Below are 12,652 nucleotides of genomic sequence, written 5' to 3' on the forward strand. Positions count from 1 at the left end.
AGGACGGACAGATTTTCAATCTACTGAGAACAGCTGAACAAGAGACGTTCCACAAAACCCAACTCAAGGAAACGACCAGATGAAAAAGATCTTCGCAGCCAACTGGAAACTCTTCAAAACTCCGAAAGAAACGCGCGAGTTCTTTGCGCAATTCAAAGAAGTCGCAAATAAAGCCACCGGCGAGTTGGTCTTTTTCCCTTCGGCAATTTCATTGGAAGCAGCAAGCACATCTCTCACTGGAACTACAATCAAATGGGGCGCACAGAATTGTTACTTCCAAGCTTCAGGCGCTTTCACGGGTGAAAACTCAGCGCAAGTGGTGAAGGAACTAGGTGGCAGTTACGTTTTGATCGGTCACAGCGAGCGTCGTAAAATCTTTGGTGAAACAGACGCCCTGATCGCTGAAAAAGTGGCCTTCACACAAGGCTTGGGACTCACTCCGATGCTTTGTATTGGGGAAACTTTGGAAGAGCGTGAAGCGTCTCACACGTTCCGTGTTCTTGAAACGCAACTTTATTTGGGTTTGGCGAAAGCGGATAAAACGAAACCTGTGGTGATCGCTTATGAACCGGTGTGGGCGATTGGAACGGGGAAAGTGGCGACTCCCGAGCAAGTGGCTGAAACACACACAGATGTTTTCAATATCCTGTCTAAATTGGGTTTTGCACAAAGTCCGATTTTATACGGAGGCAGTGTGAAGCCAGACAATGCCGCCGGTCTTATCAAACAACCTCACGTGAATGGATTCTTGGTTGGAGGAGCTTCACTGGAAGTGAAGTCCTTTAGCGAAATCGCAGCGGTTTAATTAACCGTTGCCTTCAGTTTCTTCGCGGGCTGTATTTTTAAGCGACTCGCGAAGTTCCTTAGCATCTTTCTTTGGCAAAGATTTAATCGCCTCATCGACGGCCTTTTTCTCTTTTTTATAAAGAGGCAAAAGCATTTCAGAAGCAGACTCTGAAGGATCATTTTCAAAAGTTAAAACAGCGACACGAACAAGTTCTTTTAATAACTTTGGATTTGATTTTTCTTTTCCAGAAACAATCAAGTCCACAGTGTCTTCGATGGTTTTAATCATCTCTTGGTTCTTGGCGCTCACAGCGTCTTCTGTTTTTGTCGCTGAAACTTCAACGTCTTTAGCAGAATAGGCTTGCAGTTTTTCAAGAGACTGCTGAGCTGTTGTTGCATGAACAGAAAAGGCTAAAAACACGGTGAGAGCTAAGGCCGAGAAAGTAAGTTTTCTCATGGTCTCTCCTTAATCATCACGCCGATCAATTCGCGATTTGGAATCGGTTGCTTGTCCGTACGGAAGAAGTCACTGACGTAACCGCCTTTTGTACCCCAATCCGTTTTGATCTCTGCATGTCCTGCGTGATTTCTGTCACGGGTGTTGCGATAGATAAGAACGGCACCTTTAGGAGCGTCTTTCGGACTCTTGATCAAACCTTTGTAGCGTGGGTCTTCAAGCATGTTGATGAAACCGCGACGTTTTAAATCGCCGACACCATAACGTGCTTTGGAGCCGGGAAGATAATCATCCACCAGGTCGCCACCCAGAAGGGCGCGCTTCACGTAACGATAGCAAAGTTTTTTTGAACGGCGCTCTTTATTGCGCATTCCGTATTTGATAGATGCCTCGGCCTCTTCACTTAAAGAGTAGCGAGCAACTCCTGGGAATTTCGCCCATTTTGGATCTGGAATTTTAGGATTGGCCGCTTTTTCAACTTCGGTTTTTACATCACGAATGTCGGAGCGGTTTTTATCAGCCACACCAGGTTGTGATGTGGAGCAAGTCGCACAGAAATCGCCTTCCGTTTTTTTAGGATCGTCGACTTTTGTGAGATTCGGATCTGTAGATTTGACGGGCTTTTGTTCACGAAGAACTTCTTCCTTCGTAGGAAGATGAGCGTCCTCGGTGCCTTCAGATGGAATACCCCCACCTTCGCGCTTTGCACGAGAGGTGAGAGCGATTTCGGGATCTTGAACTTCGGATCCCTCTTTATCCTTAAATGTCAGCCATGGGTCTTTTTGAGAAAAGTAAACCCAGGTTTCATCGCCCACTTTAGGAAGAGTTCCTTTGTTATTGTGACCTTCAGCCACTTTCGTGATGCGAACTTTGATTCCATAAGAACCTGTGCGGCTGAGTTTGCGCGTCTCAAGCACTGTCCCTTCAGAACCTTCAGGAATGAGATACTTGACGTTGCGGGCGTTTTTACGGAAATCAAGTGAAGAGCGACCGTTAAGATCTCCCGTCAAAATGAGTTCTTGCAAATCATCGGGACCCTGGGCAACAGCCGAAGTCGCGGTGATTAGAAGAGCAACTAGTATGCGAGAAAAACGATTCAACAAATTCAAATTGATACTCCTGAGCCTCTCTTCGGAGTTCTCATCCAAAGTAAGAGGCTAGGAGGGAATATTTAGACGAAGGTCTAGAACAAAGCGTTCTTAGGCGTTCTCGGGAACGGGATCACATCGCGAATATTTGTCATTCCGGTGATATACATCATCATACGCTCAAAGCCCAAACCGAAACCGGAGTGAGGGAAGCTGCCGTAACGACGTAAATCCATATAGAACGAATAATCCGCCGGATGAAGACCGACTTCACTCATGCGTTTTTCAAGAAGCTCCAGGTTGTCTTCACGCTGAGAGCCACCGATGATTTCACCAATTCCAGGAGCCAGCAAATCCATCGCACGCACAGTTTTTTGGTCTGCGTTCAACTTCATATAGAAAGCTTTGATCTCTTTCGGATAGTCCGTCACGTATACCGGACGTTTGAAATGTTCTTCCGCTAAGAAGCGTTCGTGTTCCGATTGCATGTCGATACCCCATTTTACTGGGTACTCGAATTTTTTACCGGACTTTTCCAAGATCTCAATCGCCTCTGTGTAAGTCACACGACCAAATTCGCTGTTAAGGACGTTGTTCAATTTATCGAACAAACCCTTTTCAACGAACTGGTTGAAGAATTCCATCTCCTCTGGGCATTGTTCCATCACGTAGCGGATGATGTATTTGATCATCGCTTCGCCCAGTTCCATATTCGCTGACAAATCGGCAAAGGCGATCTCAGGCTCAATCATCCAGAACTCAGCGGCGTGACGAGACGTGTTTGAGTTTTCCGCACGGAACGTCGGACCGAATGTGTAGATGTTACGGAAAGCCGCACAGAAAGTTTCACCGTTCAACTGACCACTCACAGTCAAGTTCGTCTCTTTACCGAAAAAGTCTTGAGAGTTGTCGATAGTTCCATCTTCTTTACGTGGTGGTTTATCGAGCTTCAAAGTCGTCACACGGAACATTTCTCCGGCACCTTCGGCATCAGAGCCTGTGATGATCGGAGTTTGCACGTACACAAAACCTTGATCTTGGAAAAACTTGTGAATCGCGTAAGCCAAAACCGAACGCACGCGGAAAACCGCAGAGAACGTATTTGTGCGCGGACGAAGATGCGCGATCTCACGCAAAAACTCAAAGCTGTGTCTTTTGTTTTGCAGTGGATACTCAGCATCCGCTTTTTGATAGATTTCAATTTTTGAAGCCATCACTTCAAAGTTTTGTCCAGCCCCTTGGGACTTGATCACTTTACCTGTGACATAGATGGAGCTTGTGATGGAAAGTTTTGCCACCTCTTCGAAGTTCGGCAAATTTGTATCAAAAACGACCTGCACACCTTTAAAGAAAGTTCCGTCATTAAGTTCAATGAAACCGAAATTTTTTTGATCGCGGATCTTACGAACCCAACCCGAGAGTTTCACTTCTTTATCCAGATATTTTTCAGTATCTCTAAACAGAGATTTAACCAATGTCGTTTCCATGAATTGAATGCCCTTTCGCTGGCAAATAAAATAGCGTTCTTTCGCGCACTTGTCTAATCTGCTTCGAAAATAGACTCTCACAATTTGCGGATAACGCGAAAAGTCATTAGTCAGATTGTAACGTAAAATCAACAGGTTAAATTGAGACGGCGTCTTGCTGGGACGAGGACACGAGCCTAAAATTGAAGAATCTCGTAAAGGAGTACGTATGTCGACCAAAACCCATTTTCGCCTCTGTCATCGCTGCGGAAGTGTCAATTCAGCTGAGGATGAGCTGGTGACGACTTGTGAATGTTGTGGAAAGCATCTTGCGCCGTTTTATTTTTTCGACGAGAGTAGGGCCATGGGTATAAACCACTCGAATCTTTACTCCAGTGTGAAGGAGGCGACCGAAACGCTGCTTCCGCACAAGGAGTATCCCCCTGTTTGGGGGTTAACGGCGTATTGGGAGTCGTAGTTCACCATGAAAGTTACTTTCGCAGATATTCAAAAGGCTCGTGAGCTTATTAAAGATGTTATTTGTCCTACCGAGATGAGCCACTCGCTCAGCGCAAGTAAACTGGTTAACAGTGAAATCTATTTTAAATTTGAAAACACACAGCGCACGGGAAGTTTTAAATTCCGTGGCGCTTACAATAAAATTTCTAATCTGACTCCCGAAGAAAAAGCCCGAGGTGTAGTTGCAAGCTCTGCCGGAAATCACGCACAAGGTGTCGCACTTTCCGCAAGTCTTGCAGGCGTTAAAGCCACAATCGTGATGCCGGAGAACGCTTCGATCAGCAAAGCCTCAGCCACTCGCGCTTATGGAGCAAATGTTGTTCTGAAAGGCGAGATCTATGACGAAGCTTACGAGTACGCGCAAAAATTAGAAAAAGAAAACGGTTACACCTTCGTGCATCCTTACCAGGATCCATTCGTGATCGCAGGGCAAGGAACTATCGGTATTGAGATTTTGGAAAAGGTTCCGGATCTTGATACTGTGATTGTACCGATTGGTGGCGGAGGCTTGATCAGCGGGATCGCTCTGGCTGTGAAATCCATCAATCCGAAAGTACGCGTGATCGGAGTGCAAAGTGATCGTTCTCCGGGAATGGCGCATCTCTTTAAAAAAGAACCGCTAAGTCATATCAAAAGAGCCGCGACGATTGCTGACGGTATTGCGATCAAAAATCCGTCGCAAGTGATGTACGATAATTTTATTTCCAAATACGTCGATGAAGTCGTGACGGTGAGTGATGACGAAATCGCAGAAGCGATTGTGTTCCTGATGGAAAGAGCGAAAGCGGTTGTCGAAGGTTCGGGAGCTGCGGCCATGGCGGCGGCGATGTCAGGCTCTCTGAGTCTTGGCAACAAATGCTGCGTGATTATCAGTGGCGGCAATATCGATTTAAATATCGTTTCTAAAATCATTGATCGCGGTCAGATCTTGCGCGGACGTCTTTGTGAACTTTCCGTGATCGTGGATGACTTGCCAGGAAACCTCAGCAAGCTCACGCAAGCGATCGCCGGTCAGAAGGCCAATATTTTAGAAGTTCATCATGACCGCGTTTCTAAAGGATTGTCATTGCGTGAAACGCGCATTGATTTTGTTTTAGAGACTTCCAGCATTGAACATGTTGAAAAGATCAAACGTGCCCTTGAAGAAACTGGGGCGAAAATCATTCAAAGCACTTAAAGAGATCGAAGACGGTTTTTCCCAGTCGTCCAGATTGTATTTCTCTAAAATCCGTCGCAGCTCACCACTGCGGCGAAGATCTTCAATACCTTGATTTAAAATCTTCGCATAGGTTTTGGATTTCGGATTATTCGGTGAAAATCCCACATATAAAAAAGGTTCTGAGTCCTTCAGAGTTGGATGAGCATTTTTGATGAGGCCCAAGGACTTGTTCGAGAAGATAAAGTCGGGAGCATCGTTCTGGTTGCTACCCAACAGTGCTTGCGCTTTATTGTTGCGAGTGTCTTTAAGCGCACGAACCCAAGTGCTGATTTTTACATCGACTTTGTAACCGTGTTTTTCAAAAACCTGGCGAACGATTTCGACCATATAGCCAGGACGGACAGAATCCGGATTGCAGACGTAAGGACATGAATAGTCCGAGCGAAATGAAATCGTGTCAGCCCATGTTTGAGTGGAAAATCCTAGAACTGTGGACGTCAAGATCCATGCGAACAAGATGCGTTTCATAAGGGCCCCTCTCCTTACTTACCTTCATGCAATACTTTGCTCTACGACAAGTTGCACGCGGAAAAGGGCGGCGTTTCGGAGTTGTAACCTATATTACTAAAACTGAATGTTGCGTTCAAAATGGCAGGTGTAACCGCCAGGATTTTTTTGGAGGTAATCCTGATGAAATTCTTCAGCTTTCCAGAATTCTCCAGCGGGGACGATTTGAGTGACCACAGGAGCTTTCCACGCTCCCGATTTATCAACACGCGTCTTAACGCGTTCTGCGTCCTCTTTTTGAGTTTGAGAAGTGTAGAAGATAGCACTGCGATATTGAGTGCCAACGTCATTGCCTTGACGGTTCGTTGTTGTGGGATCGTGAATTTTAAAAAAGTGAAGAAGCAGATCTTCGTATTTTAATTTTTTCGGATCAAAAACCACTTTCACAGTTTCAGCGTGATTCGTAGTTCCAGTTTTAACGATATTGTATGTGGCGTTTTTAGTCGTGCCGCCCATGTAGCCTACTTCAACGGCAACGACCCCAGGGATCTTGCGTAAAAGATCTTCCATTCCCCAAAAACAACCACCAGCTAAATAAGCCACTTCCGTTGATTCCACAGAACTTCCTTTCTTCGCAGTTTTCGCGTCGGCAAAGAATCCTAACCCTACTAAAATCGTCACTAGAAACGAAAAGTATTTCATAAAACAATGATAGCACTTTTTAGAAGGTACGGAAAAGTTTTCTAGACTTCTTTTCCGTAACCGCCGCCACTGCCAGAGCACAAAGTCACTACGTCACCCTTGGAAAACTTCTGTTGTCCTAAAACGGGAAGAACCTTGTGAGTTCCTTCATGTTCGATAGAAACCTCGCAAGGGTCTCCGTGAGAGCAGTTTTTAGAAATACGAGGACGATGCAAAGTGAGGTCGGTCACCCAAGCCGCCTGAATGTCTTCACGGGCTTCGATTTTTAGAATCACGCCGCGTCCGCCATTGTGTTTTCCTTTGCCGCCTGTGGAGTGACGAAGATCTACACGCTGAACTTTTACCGGAAAATCCCTTTCCAATTGTTCAATCGAGAAAGATGGCAAGTGCGCGCACTCGCCATCGTGCGAAGAAGAAGCTCCCACGCCTCCTGGTAAAGTCAAAAGCATGTGCTTATCTTGATGAAGCAAATCAAAATTTAAAGGACAGTTGCTCGAAAGTGCCTTTTCGCTTTTTTGATGAATTTGGGAAAGAGCCAACTCCATCGCTGTTTGCAGAGCTGCGGCTCCGCAAGTCATGCCTTTGTAAGTCGGAGCTGGGTATTTTCCAATCAGCCAGCAGCCTGCGGGTTTAGTGATTTGCAAAACAGAAAAAGATCCTGAATTTGCCAATTGTTCAAACCCGTAATAACGGCTCAAAGTATAAAAACATACGCCATAAGTTGCAGACTCTGTCAGAGACACCGTTTTTGCGGCACTTGTTCCACTAAAGTCCAAAGAGACTTTACCATCGTGGATTTCCATATTCAGACGCAGAAGTTCTCCGCTATCTAAAACAACGTCGACACGTGTTTCACCCGAAGCGCGCTCGCTGATTTTTTGCACGGAAGATTTGCGGCAAAGATCAATGTATTCCTCGATGAGTTCGCCGGTGATTGTGAAACCTGTGTATTCAATGGCCTCGTGAAGCGTTTTCGCTTTCACAGTCATGTCTTCACATTGTTGTTTTAACCACGTCACAAAATGAGCAGGGCAAGCGGGGTGAGCTTGCATTGCCGATAAAATCATTTCATTGAGCTGATTTTTCTGACGAAGCGGTGTTGGAGGGATGCGAAGGCCTTCTTCTTCCACAGATTTCGCAAGTTTGACGGATTTATCCAAAGAGCGTCGGCTCACCCAAATCAAATCTTCAGAAACAGCCATCACAAAAGTCATGTCACTGAGAAGACTGCCGCCACTATAAGGGTCATTCAAAAGAGCAATATCGCCCTCTTGAAGTTTCAAATACTTTGTCGCTGTTGTGGCCGCCATGGTCAGTGTGCCGTAGCTCACAGCCTGCACGCCGCGCACAGCAAGGACGTCACCTTCAATCGTCATCAAAGCAGATTCACCTTGAAGGAAGTCATTTAAAAGCGAATGAAAGAGTTCAATTTGATAGCTCATAAAGTCTCCTGCAAAGCTTTAAAGCCGCGTAAGGCAACGGCTTGAGACTCGCTAAAGTCTTCAGTGTGCACAGTAGTGTGAGGATCTTTTTTGAAAGCATTGGCAAAAACCGAAGCCAAAGGACCTGCGACAATCAATTTTTTCGTCTGACGTTGCAAGTAAGCTTCCATTGCGAGTCTTTGCAAAGACAGGCTTTGCATTTCTTTCGTCAAATGACCTAAATCACTGTCGCGAGTTTGGCTGATTTTAGAAAGTGCAAAAAGAGAATTTTTAAAACGCTGAATTCCTTGCGCTGAAAAACGATCTTCAAGGCCCTGCAGTTTTGCGAGCTTTGCGTTCTCAGCCCACAAATCCAAAAGACTTGGTTTTTGCCCACGGCCTAAGAACATAGGGCCTGGCTCCCAACCTTCTTGGTGAGAGGCAAAATCAAAACGACCGAAACTGTTTAGTGCAATTCCTAACGTCGGTTGAATGCCCAACTCTTTAGATTTTAAATGCGGAACTTCCACAGGGCCCCAGGCACTTTGCCATGAAGAACTCCAAGTGTTCGCAGAAATTAAATGAAAGCTCTCAAGGCCCAAATAAAGAATGTCAGCCCCATCTTTAGCGCCAAGTTCAAGCCCCACAGCTGTAGAAGCGGAAAACAGGCTTCCAATATGTTGATTCTTATCTTCTGAAAAAAGTTTTCCTGAAGAAGTCAGGAAGTGGATGTCTTTTTCTGCCACAACACCGTCAAGAGCTTTCAGAATCTCTTCTTTGCGTTCAGAAAAAACACCGGAGATTGTGGCGTTTAAAGCGTTCTTATTCCAACGGGTGACTTCGTGAGGATTGTCAGTTTTTTCAGGAACAAAAACTTCAAGACCTTTGCCGGCTAAAAACTCTTGCGCTTGTTTTAAATGAACCGGATTGGTGGAAGAGTGCAAAAAATGCAAACAGACTTTTTTACAATCCATCATCTGCAATTTTGCAGCAATGGCTTCCAAATCTTCAAGTTTCAACGGCACATCCACTTTGCCGTCGGCAAGCACGCGCTCATGAATTGAAAAAAGAAGGTCTTTGTTGGTCAGCGTTTCAGATTTTTCGCAGACATCAAGCCAGTGTTCGAAACCGTCTGTTGTGATATGGGCCACGGCTCCACTGAGGTTGTAGTCCAAGAGCTTTTTAGGCAAGCGCAGGCTGACAAAGACAGATTGAGGTTTGTTATCCGCATTTTCTGTCACAAATTGTTGAAGCGACTGCTTAAGGTTTTCGCGAGAGAGATACACTCTCTTCTGGGCGACAGGTTTGGAATCCGACAGGAGTGCATATTCGGCGAAAGATTCTCCGACACTCACACCCAACAAGAAGCTCTTTTGCATTTTTAAACGCTCTCTATATTGAAATTGCTCTGGAATATGTTAAAGCTAGACGAACAGGTATAACAAAATAATCTCTCTAAGAAAAGGATTCTAAAGTGAAGATTTCTCCCGAAATTCTGAACCTGGTTCCCTACAAACCTGGCAAACCTATTTCTGAAACTCAGCGCGAGTACGGATTAACGACCGTCTACAAACTCGCAAGTAATGAAAATCCTTTAGGTCCTAGCCCGAAAGCGATGGCGGCGGTGAAGCAAGCTTTGGATCATCAGCATCTGTATCCAGATCCTTCGCACTATGAACTCTTACAAACTCTGTCGAAAGAATGGGGCTTCCCGACAAAACAACTTGCTATTGGGAACGGGAGCGATGAGCTGATTGATTTGTTGACACGCATTTATTGCGAGCCCGGCGACGGCGTTTTGACGTCTGTAGCGGCTTTCAACGCCTATGAAGTGAGTGCCCCTGCGAACCGCGCCGTGATCCATAAAATTCCAATGAAAGAAGGCTATCGTTTTGATTTACCTGCGATTGCGGATTATTTCTTGGCTCATCCGGAAAAGAAAATCCGTTTGGTTTTTGTGTCAAACCCGAACAATCCCACGGGAACTTTTGCTCCCAAAGAAGAGATCGAAGCCTTCCTTGAAAAATTGGGAAATCGCGATGATGTGATGGTGATTTTTGATGAAGCTTACAATGAATTCGTGCGCGATCCTGCTTACGCTTCTGCACAAAAATACATCACGAAATATAAAAATCTGATCGTTCTTCGCACTTTCTCCAAAATCTATGGCCTGGCGGGTTTCCGCTTGGGTGCGATGATTGCGCCTCCTGAGGTTGTTGAAGTGTTTAACCGGGTGCGCAAACCTTTTAATGTCAACGATTTAGCGCAAGTCGCTGCAAATGCGGCTCTGCAAGATAAAGAATTTATTGAGCGTTCGCAGCAGACCTGTTGGAAAGGGCTTGATTACTTCTATAAGAAGTTAGAAGAATTAGGCCTGCCTTACATTCCATCTCAAGGGAATTTTGTCATGTTTGACACCCTCCGTGACGCCGCCAAGGTGAATGAAGCCTTGTTACGCCGCGGGATTATTATGAGACCTTTGTTAAACTACGGTTTCAAAACGCATTTGCGTTTGAGTGTAGGGCTCGAGCACGAAAATCAAGCCGCGATGAAGGCCTTGGCTGACGTGCTCAAAGAGATACCTGTGTTATCCTAACGGATGACAGTGATTGTTGGAGAATTATGGGAATGGTTATTACGATTGATGGCCCTGCGGCCTCTGGGAAATCTTCTGTGAGTAGAGAACTAGCTCGTCGTTTGGGCTGGAACTGGGTTTCTACAGGTGCCTTCTATCGTGGTTTGGCATTCGCTGCTATTCAATTGGGTATTGATCTTGATGACGTGAAGGCATTGGCCGAATTAACTCACAATCCAGTTTGGAAGGTGAGCATGCAAGATGCCCGCACAACAGTTTATTTCCAAAATCAAGATGTCACAGATTTGATCGCTCACGAAGACGTGGGAAATTTTGCCAGCAAAGTGAGCCACTATCCTGAAGTTCGTAAAGCTCTTTTGGATGCGCAAAGAAACTGCAGCAACGGCCCGCAAGGCTTGGTTGCTGAAGGTCGCGATTGTGGAACTGTGGTGTTCCCAAAAGCAGAGGCGAAAGTTTATTTGACGGCAAACTCTGAACACCGTGCCGCTCGCCGTGCGGCGGAGTTGGGCCTTGATCAAGGTGATATGGTGAAAGCGCAACAACAGCGCGATCTGCAAGATTCTACTCGCAAAGTCGCTCCGATGGCGGTGCCTGACGACGCTTTGATCGTCGATACAACAGAATTAAACTTGGACCAAGTGGTTGATAAAGTAGTCGACTACGTTAAAGGCAAAATTTAGTTCGCATCTAACGTAAGAGGTTTTCCTTGAAGTTTGAGAAGTTTCACTTGTCGGAAGACCTATTGCGCAATCTCAATGACAATGGTTTCTTTCGTACAACAGACATTCAGTACAAAGCCATTCCTTCGATCCTTAAGGGCGAGGATGTTTTAGCCATTGCTCAAACGGGAACGGGTAAGACCGCGGCATTTGCAATTCCGATTATCAACATGATTCACAGTAATAAAAGCAGCAAGCGTGCTGTAGGTATTAAGTGTCTTGTGATGGTGCCAACGCGTGAATTGGCGCAACAAATTGGCGAAGTTTTTAATAAACTTTCCAAACACACGAAAGCAAAGCCTTTTGCCTTGTACGGAGGGGTGGAGCAAGACGCGCAAATTAAAAAGCTTCAAGACGGTATTGATATTTTGATTGCGACTCCGGGGCGTATGTTTGATTTGATCAGCCAGGGGTTTATCAACATCAATTATATCGAAACCTTGGTTCTCGATGAAGCCGATCACATGTTGGATTTGGGTTTTATCGAAGACATTGAATCGATCAAACGTAAGCTCACGCGTCGTCATCAAACGCTGTTCTTTTCAGCGACGATCAATCCGCAAATCAAGAAGCTCGCGTTCTCGCAAGTTCGCAGCAGTGCGATTCGTATTCAGATTTCTCCGGAAGATCCGGTTTCAAAAAACGTTTCGCATTTTGTGATGTTCATTGAAATGGACGACAAACGTTTCTTCTTGGCGGAATACTTACGTCAAAATCCTGACGGAAAGTTTATCGTTTTCGTGCGTACTCGTGTGCGTGCAGAGCGTGTCGCTAAAGCGATGGAGCGTGCAGAAATTCCAACGCTTACAATTCACGGAGAAAAAGATCAGACCAATCGCGCGGAAGTGATGAAAGCCTTCCGCACAGGCGAGTGCAAGGTTTTGATCGCAACGGATTTAAGCGCTCGCGGTATTGATATTCCGGATGTCACTCACGTCATTAACTATGACCTTCCCGAAAAACCAGAGAACTACGTGCATCGTATCGGTCGTACGGGCCGCGGCTTCAACAAAGGCATTGCGGTTTCTTTCTGCAGCCAGGAAGAAAGACCTCTTTTGCAGGACATTGAAGAGCTTTTGACTAAAAAAATCGAAGTGATCAAAGTCAGCAAGGTCGATTACGAGATCATCGCTTCACAACCTGAAGAAGGCATGAGTCTTCAAGAGTTGATTGAAAGTGAAGAGAAGATGATCCAGGCCAAGAAGCGTAAGAAAAAGAAATAGGGTGCAATC

The 12,652-nt window shown here is 45.5% G+C and carries 12 protein-coding genes; 5 read left to right on the forward strand and 7 right to left on the reverse strand.

Features of this window, described 5'->3' with window-relative positions; translation table 11 throughout:
* The first annotated feature begins 79 nt into the window (after positions 1–79).
* Positions 80–805 (forward strand): triose-phosphate isomerase, encoded by a 726-nt coding sequence (gene tpiA / locus ACLSSO_RS04845; RefSeq protein WP_295902952.1) that lies wholly within the window; start codon positions 80–82, stop codon positions 803–805.
* Here the strand turns inward: tpiA and ACLSSO_RS04850 are convergent, their stop codons facing one another.
* The 3 genes from ACLSSO_RS04850 to asnS form a co-directional block, all read right to left on the reverse strand.
* On the reverse strand, positions 806–1,243 hold the full coding sequence (locus ACLSSO_RS04850; protein ID WP_413944229.1) for a hypothetical protein: 438 nt from the start codon (positions 1,241–1,243) through the stop codon (positions 806–808).
* Positions 1,240–2,352 carry a hypothetical protein gene (locus ACLSSO_RS04855; protein WP_413944230.1) on the reverse strand — a complete coding sequence of 371 codons (1,113 nt, stop codon included), beginning with the start codon at positions 2,350–2,352 and terminating at the stop codon, positions 1,240–1,242. Before ACLSSO_RS04855 ends, ACLSSO_RS04850 begins: the two co-directional genes overlap by 4 nt.
* Positions 2,353–2,426: 74 nt before the next feature.
* Positions 2,427–3,818 (reverse strand): asparagine--tRNA ligase, encoded by a 1,392-nt coding sequence (asnS, locus tag ACLSSO_RS04860; protein WP_295902960.1) that lies wholly within the window; start codon positions 3,816–3,818, stop codon positions 2,427–2,429.
* Positions 3,819–4,281: 463 nt separating this feature from the next.
* Between asnS and ilvA the strand changes: the two genes are divergently transcribed.
* Positions 4,282–5,493, forward strand: a complete 1,212-nt coding sequence (ilvA, locus tag ACLSSO_RS04865) for a threonine ammonia-lyase (protein WP_295902964.1) — start codon at positions 4,282–4,284, stop codon at positions 5,491–5,493.
* Here the strand turns inward: ilvA and ACLSSO_RS04870 are convergent.
* The 4 genes from ACLSSO_RS04870 to ACLSSO_RS04885 all read right to left on the reverse strand — a co-directional run bounded on the left by ACLSSO_RS04870 (position 5,410) and on the right by ACLSSO_RS04885 (position 9,484).
* Positions 5,410–6,003 (reverse strand): transporter substrate-binding domain-containing protein, encoded by a 594-nt coding sequence (locus tag ACLSSO_RS04870; RefSeq protein WP_413944231.1) that lies wholly within the window; start codon positions 6,001–6,003, stop codon positions 5,410–5,412. The two genes, ilvA and ACLSSO_RS04870, sit on opposite strands and share 84 nt — an antisense overlap.
* Before the next feature lie 96 nt (positions 6,004–6,099).
* Positions 6,100–6,684 (reverse strand): peptide-methionine (S)-S-oxide reductase MsrA, encoded by a 585-nt coding sequence (gene msrA / locus ACLSSO_RS04875; protein ID WP_295902970.1) that lies wholly within the window; start codon positions 6,682–6,684, stop codon positions 6,100–6,102.
* A 41-nt stretch (positions 6,685–6,725) separates the two neighbouring features.
* The gene (locus ACLSSO_RS04880; protein WP_295902975.1) at positions 6,726–8,126 is read right to left on the reverse strand and encodes a hydantoinase B/oxoprolinase family protein; all 1,401 of its coding nucleotides are present in this window, start codon (positions 8,124–8,126) and stop codon (positions 6,726–6,728) included.
* Positions 8,123–9,484 carry a hydantoinase/oxoprolinase N-terminal domain-containing protein gene (locus ACLSSO_RS04885; protein WP_413944232.1) on the reverse strand — a complete coding sequence of 454 codons (1,362 nt, stop codon included), beginning with the start codon at positions 9,482–9,484 and terminating at the stop codon, positions 8,123–8,125. Before ACLSSO_RS04885 ends, ACLSSO_RS04880 begins: the two co-directional genes overlap by 4 nt.
* Positions 9,485–9,579: 95 nt before the next feature.
* On the opposite strand from ACLSSO_RS04885, the gene hisC reads away from it, so the two are divergent.
* The 3 genes from hisC to ACLSSO_RS04900 are packed head-to-tail and all read left to right on the forward strand — an operon-like array spanning position 9,580 to position 12,643.
* Complete coding sequence (hisC, locus tag ACLSSO_RS04890) at positions 9,580–10,701, forward strand: histidinol-phosphate transaminase (RefSeq protein WP_295903033.1); 1,122 nt, start codon at positions 9,580–9,582, stop codon at positions 10,699–10,701.
* Positions 10,702–10,727: 26 nt separating this feature from the next.
* On the forward strand, positions 10,728–11,381 hold the full coding sequence (gene cmk / locus ACLSSO_RS04895; protein WP_295903028.1) for a (d)CMP kinase: 654 nt from the start codon (positions 10,728–10,730) through the stop codon (positions 11,379–11,381).
* A gap of 26 nt (positions 11,382–11,407) precedes the next feature.
* Positions 11,408–12,643, forward strand: coding sequence for a DEAD/DEAH box helicase (locus tag ACLSSO_RS04900; protein WP_295903025.1), 1,236 nt, complete (start codon positions 11,408–11,410; stop codon positions 12,641–12,643).
* The last annotated feature ends 9 nt before the right edge of the window (positions 12,644–12,652 follow it).

Source organism: Bdellovibrio sp. HCB-162, assembly GCF_047344985.1.
Taxonomy (GTDB): domain Bacteria; phylum Bdellovibrionota; class Bdellovibrionia; order Bdellovibrionales; family Bdellovibrionaceae; genus Bdellovibrio.

What these genes read in the sequence shown, in the direction of transcription:
- msrA (WP_295902970.1), bottom strand. Translation starts at nt 6,684, where the DNA reads ATGAAATACTTTTCGTTTCTAGTGACGATTTTAGTAGGGTTAGGATTC.
- tpiA (WP_295902952.1), top strand. Translation starts at nt 80, where the DNA reads ATGAAAAAGATCTTCGCAGCCAACTGGAAACTCTTCAAAACTCCGAAA.
- ilvA (WP_295902964.1), top strand. Translation starts at nt 4,282, where the DNA reads ATGAAAGTTACTTTCGCAGATATTCAAAAGGCTCGTGAGCTTATTAAA.
- ACLSSO_RS04880 (WP_295902975.1), bottom strand. Translation starts at nt 8,126, where the DNA reads ATGAGCTATCAAATTGAACTCTTTCATTCGCTTTTAAATGACTTCCTT.
- ACLSSO_RS04885 (WP_413944232.1), bottom strand. Translation starts at nt 9,484, where the DNA reads ATGCAAAAGAGCTTCTTGTTGGGTGTGAGTGTCGGAGAATCTTTCGCC.
- asnS (WP_295902960.1), bottom strand. Translation starts at nt 3,818, where the DNA reads ATGGAAACGACATTGGTTAAATCTCTGTTTAGAGATACTGAAAAATAT.
- ACLSSO_RS04850 (WP_413944229.1), bottom strand. Translation starts at nt 1,243, where the DNA reads ATGAGAAAACTTACTTTCTCGGCCTTAGCTCTCACCGTGTTTTTAGCC.
- ACLSSO_RS04870 (WP_413944231.1), bottom strand. Translation starts at nt 6,003, where the DNA reads ATGAAACGCATCTTGTTCGCATGGATCTTGACGTCCACAGTTCTAGGA.
- cmk (WP_295903028.1), top strand. Translation starts at nt 10,728, where the DNA reads ATGGGAATGGTTATTACGATTGATGGCCCTGCGGCCTCTGGGAAATCT.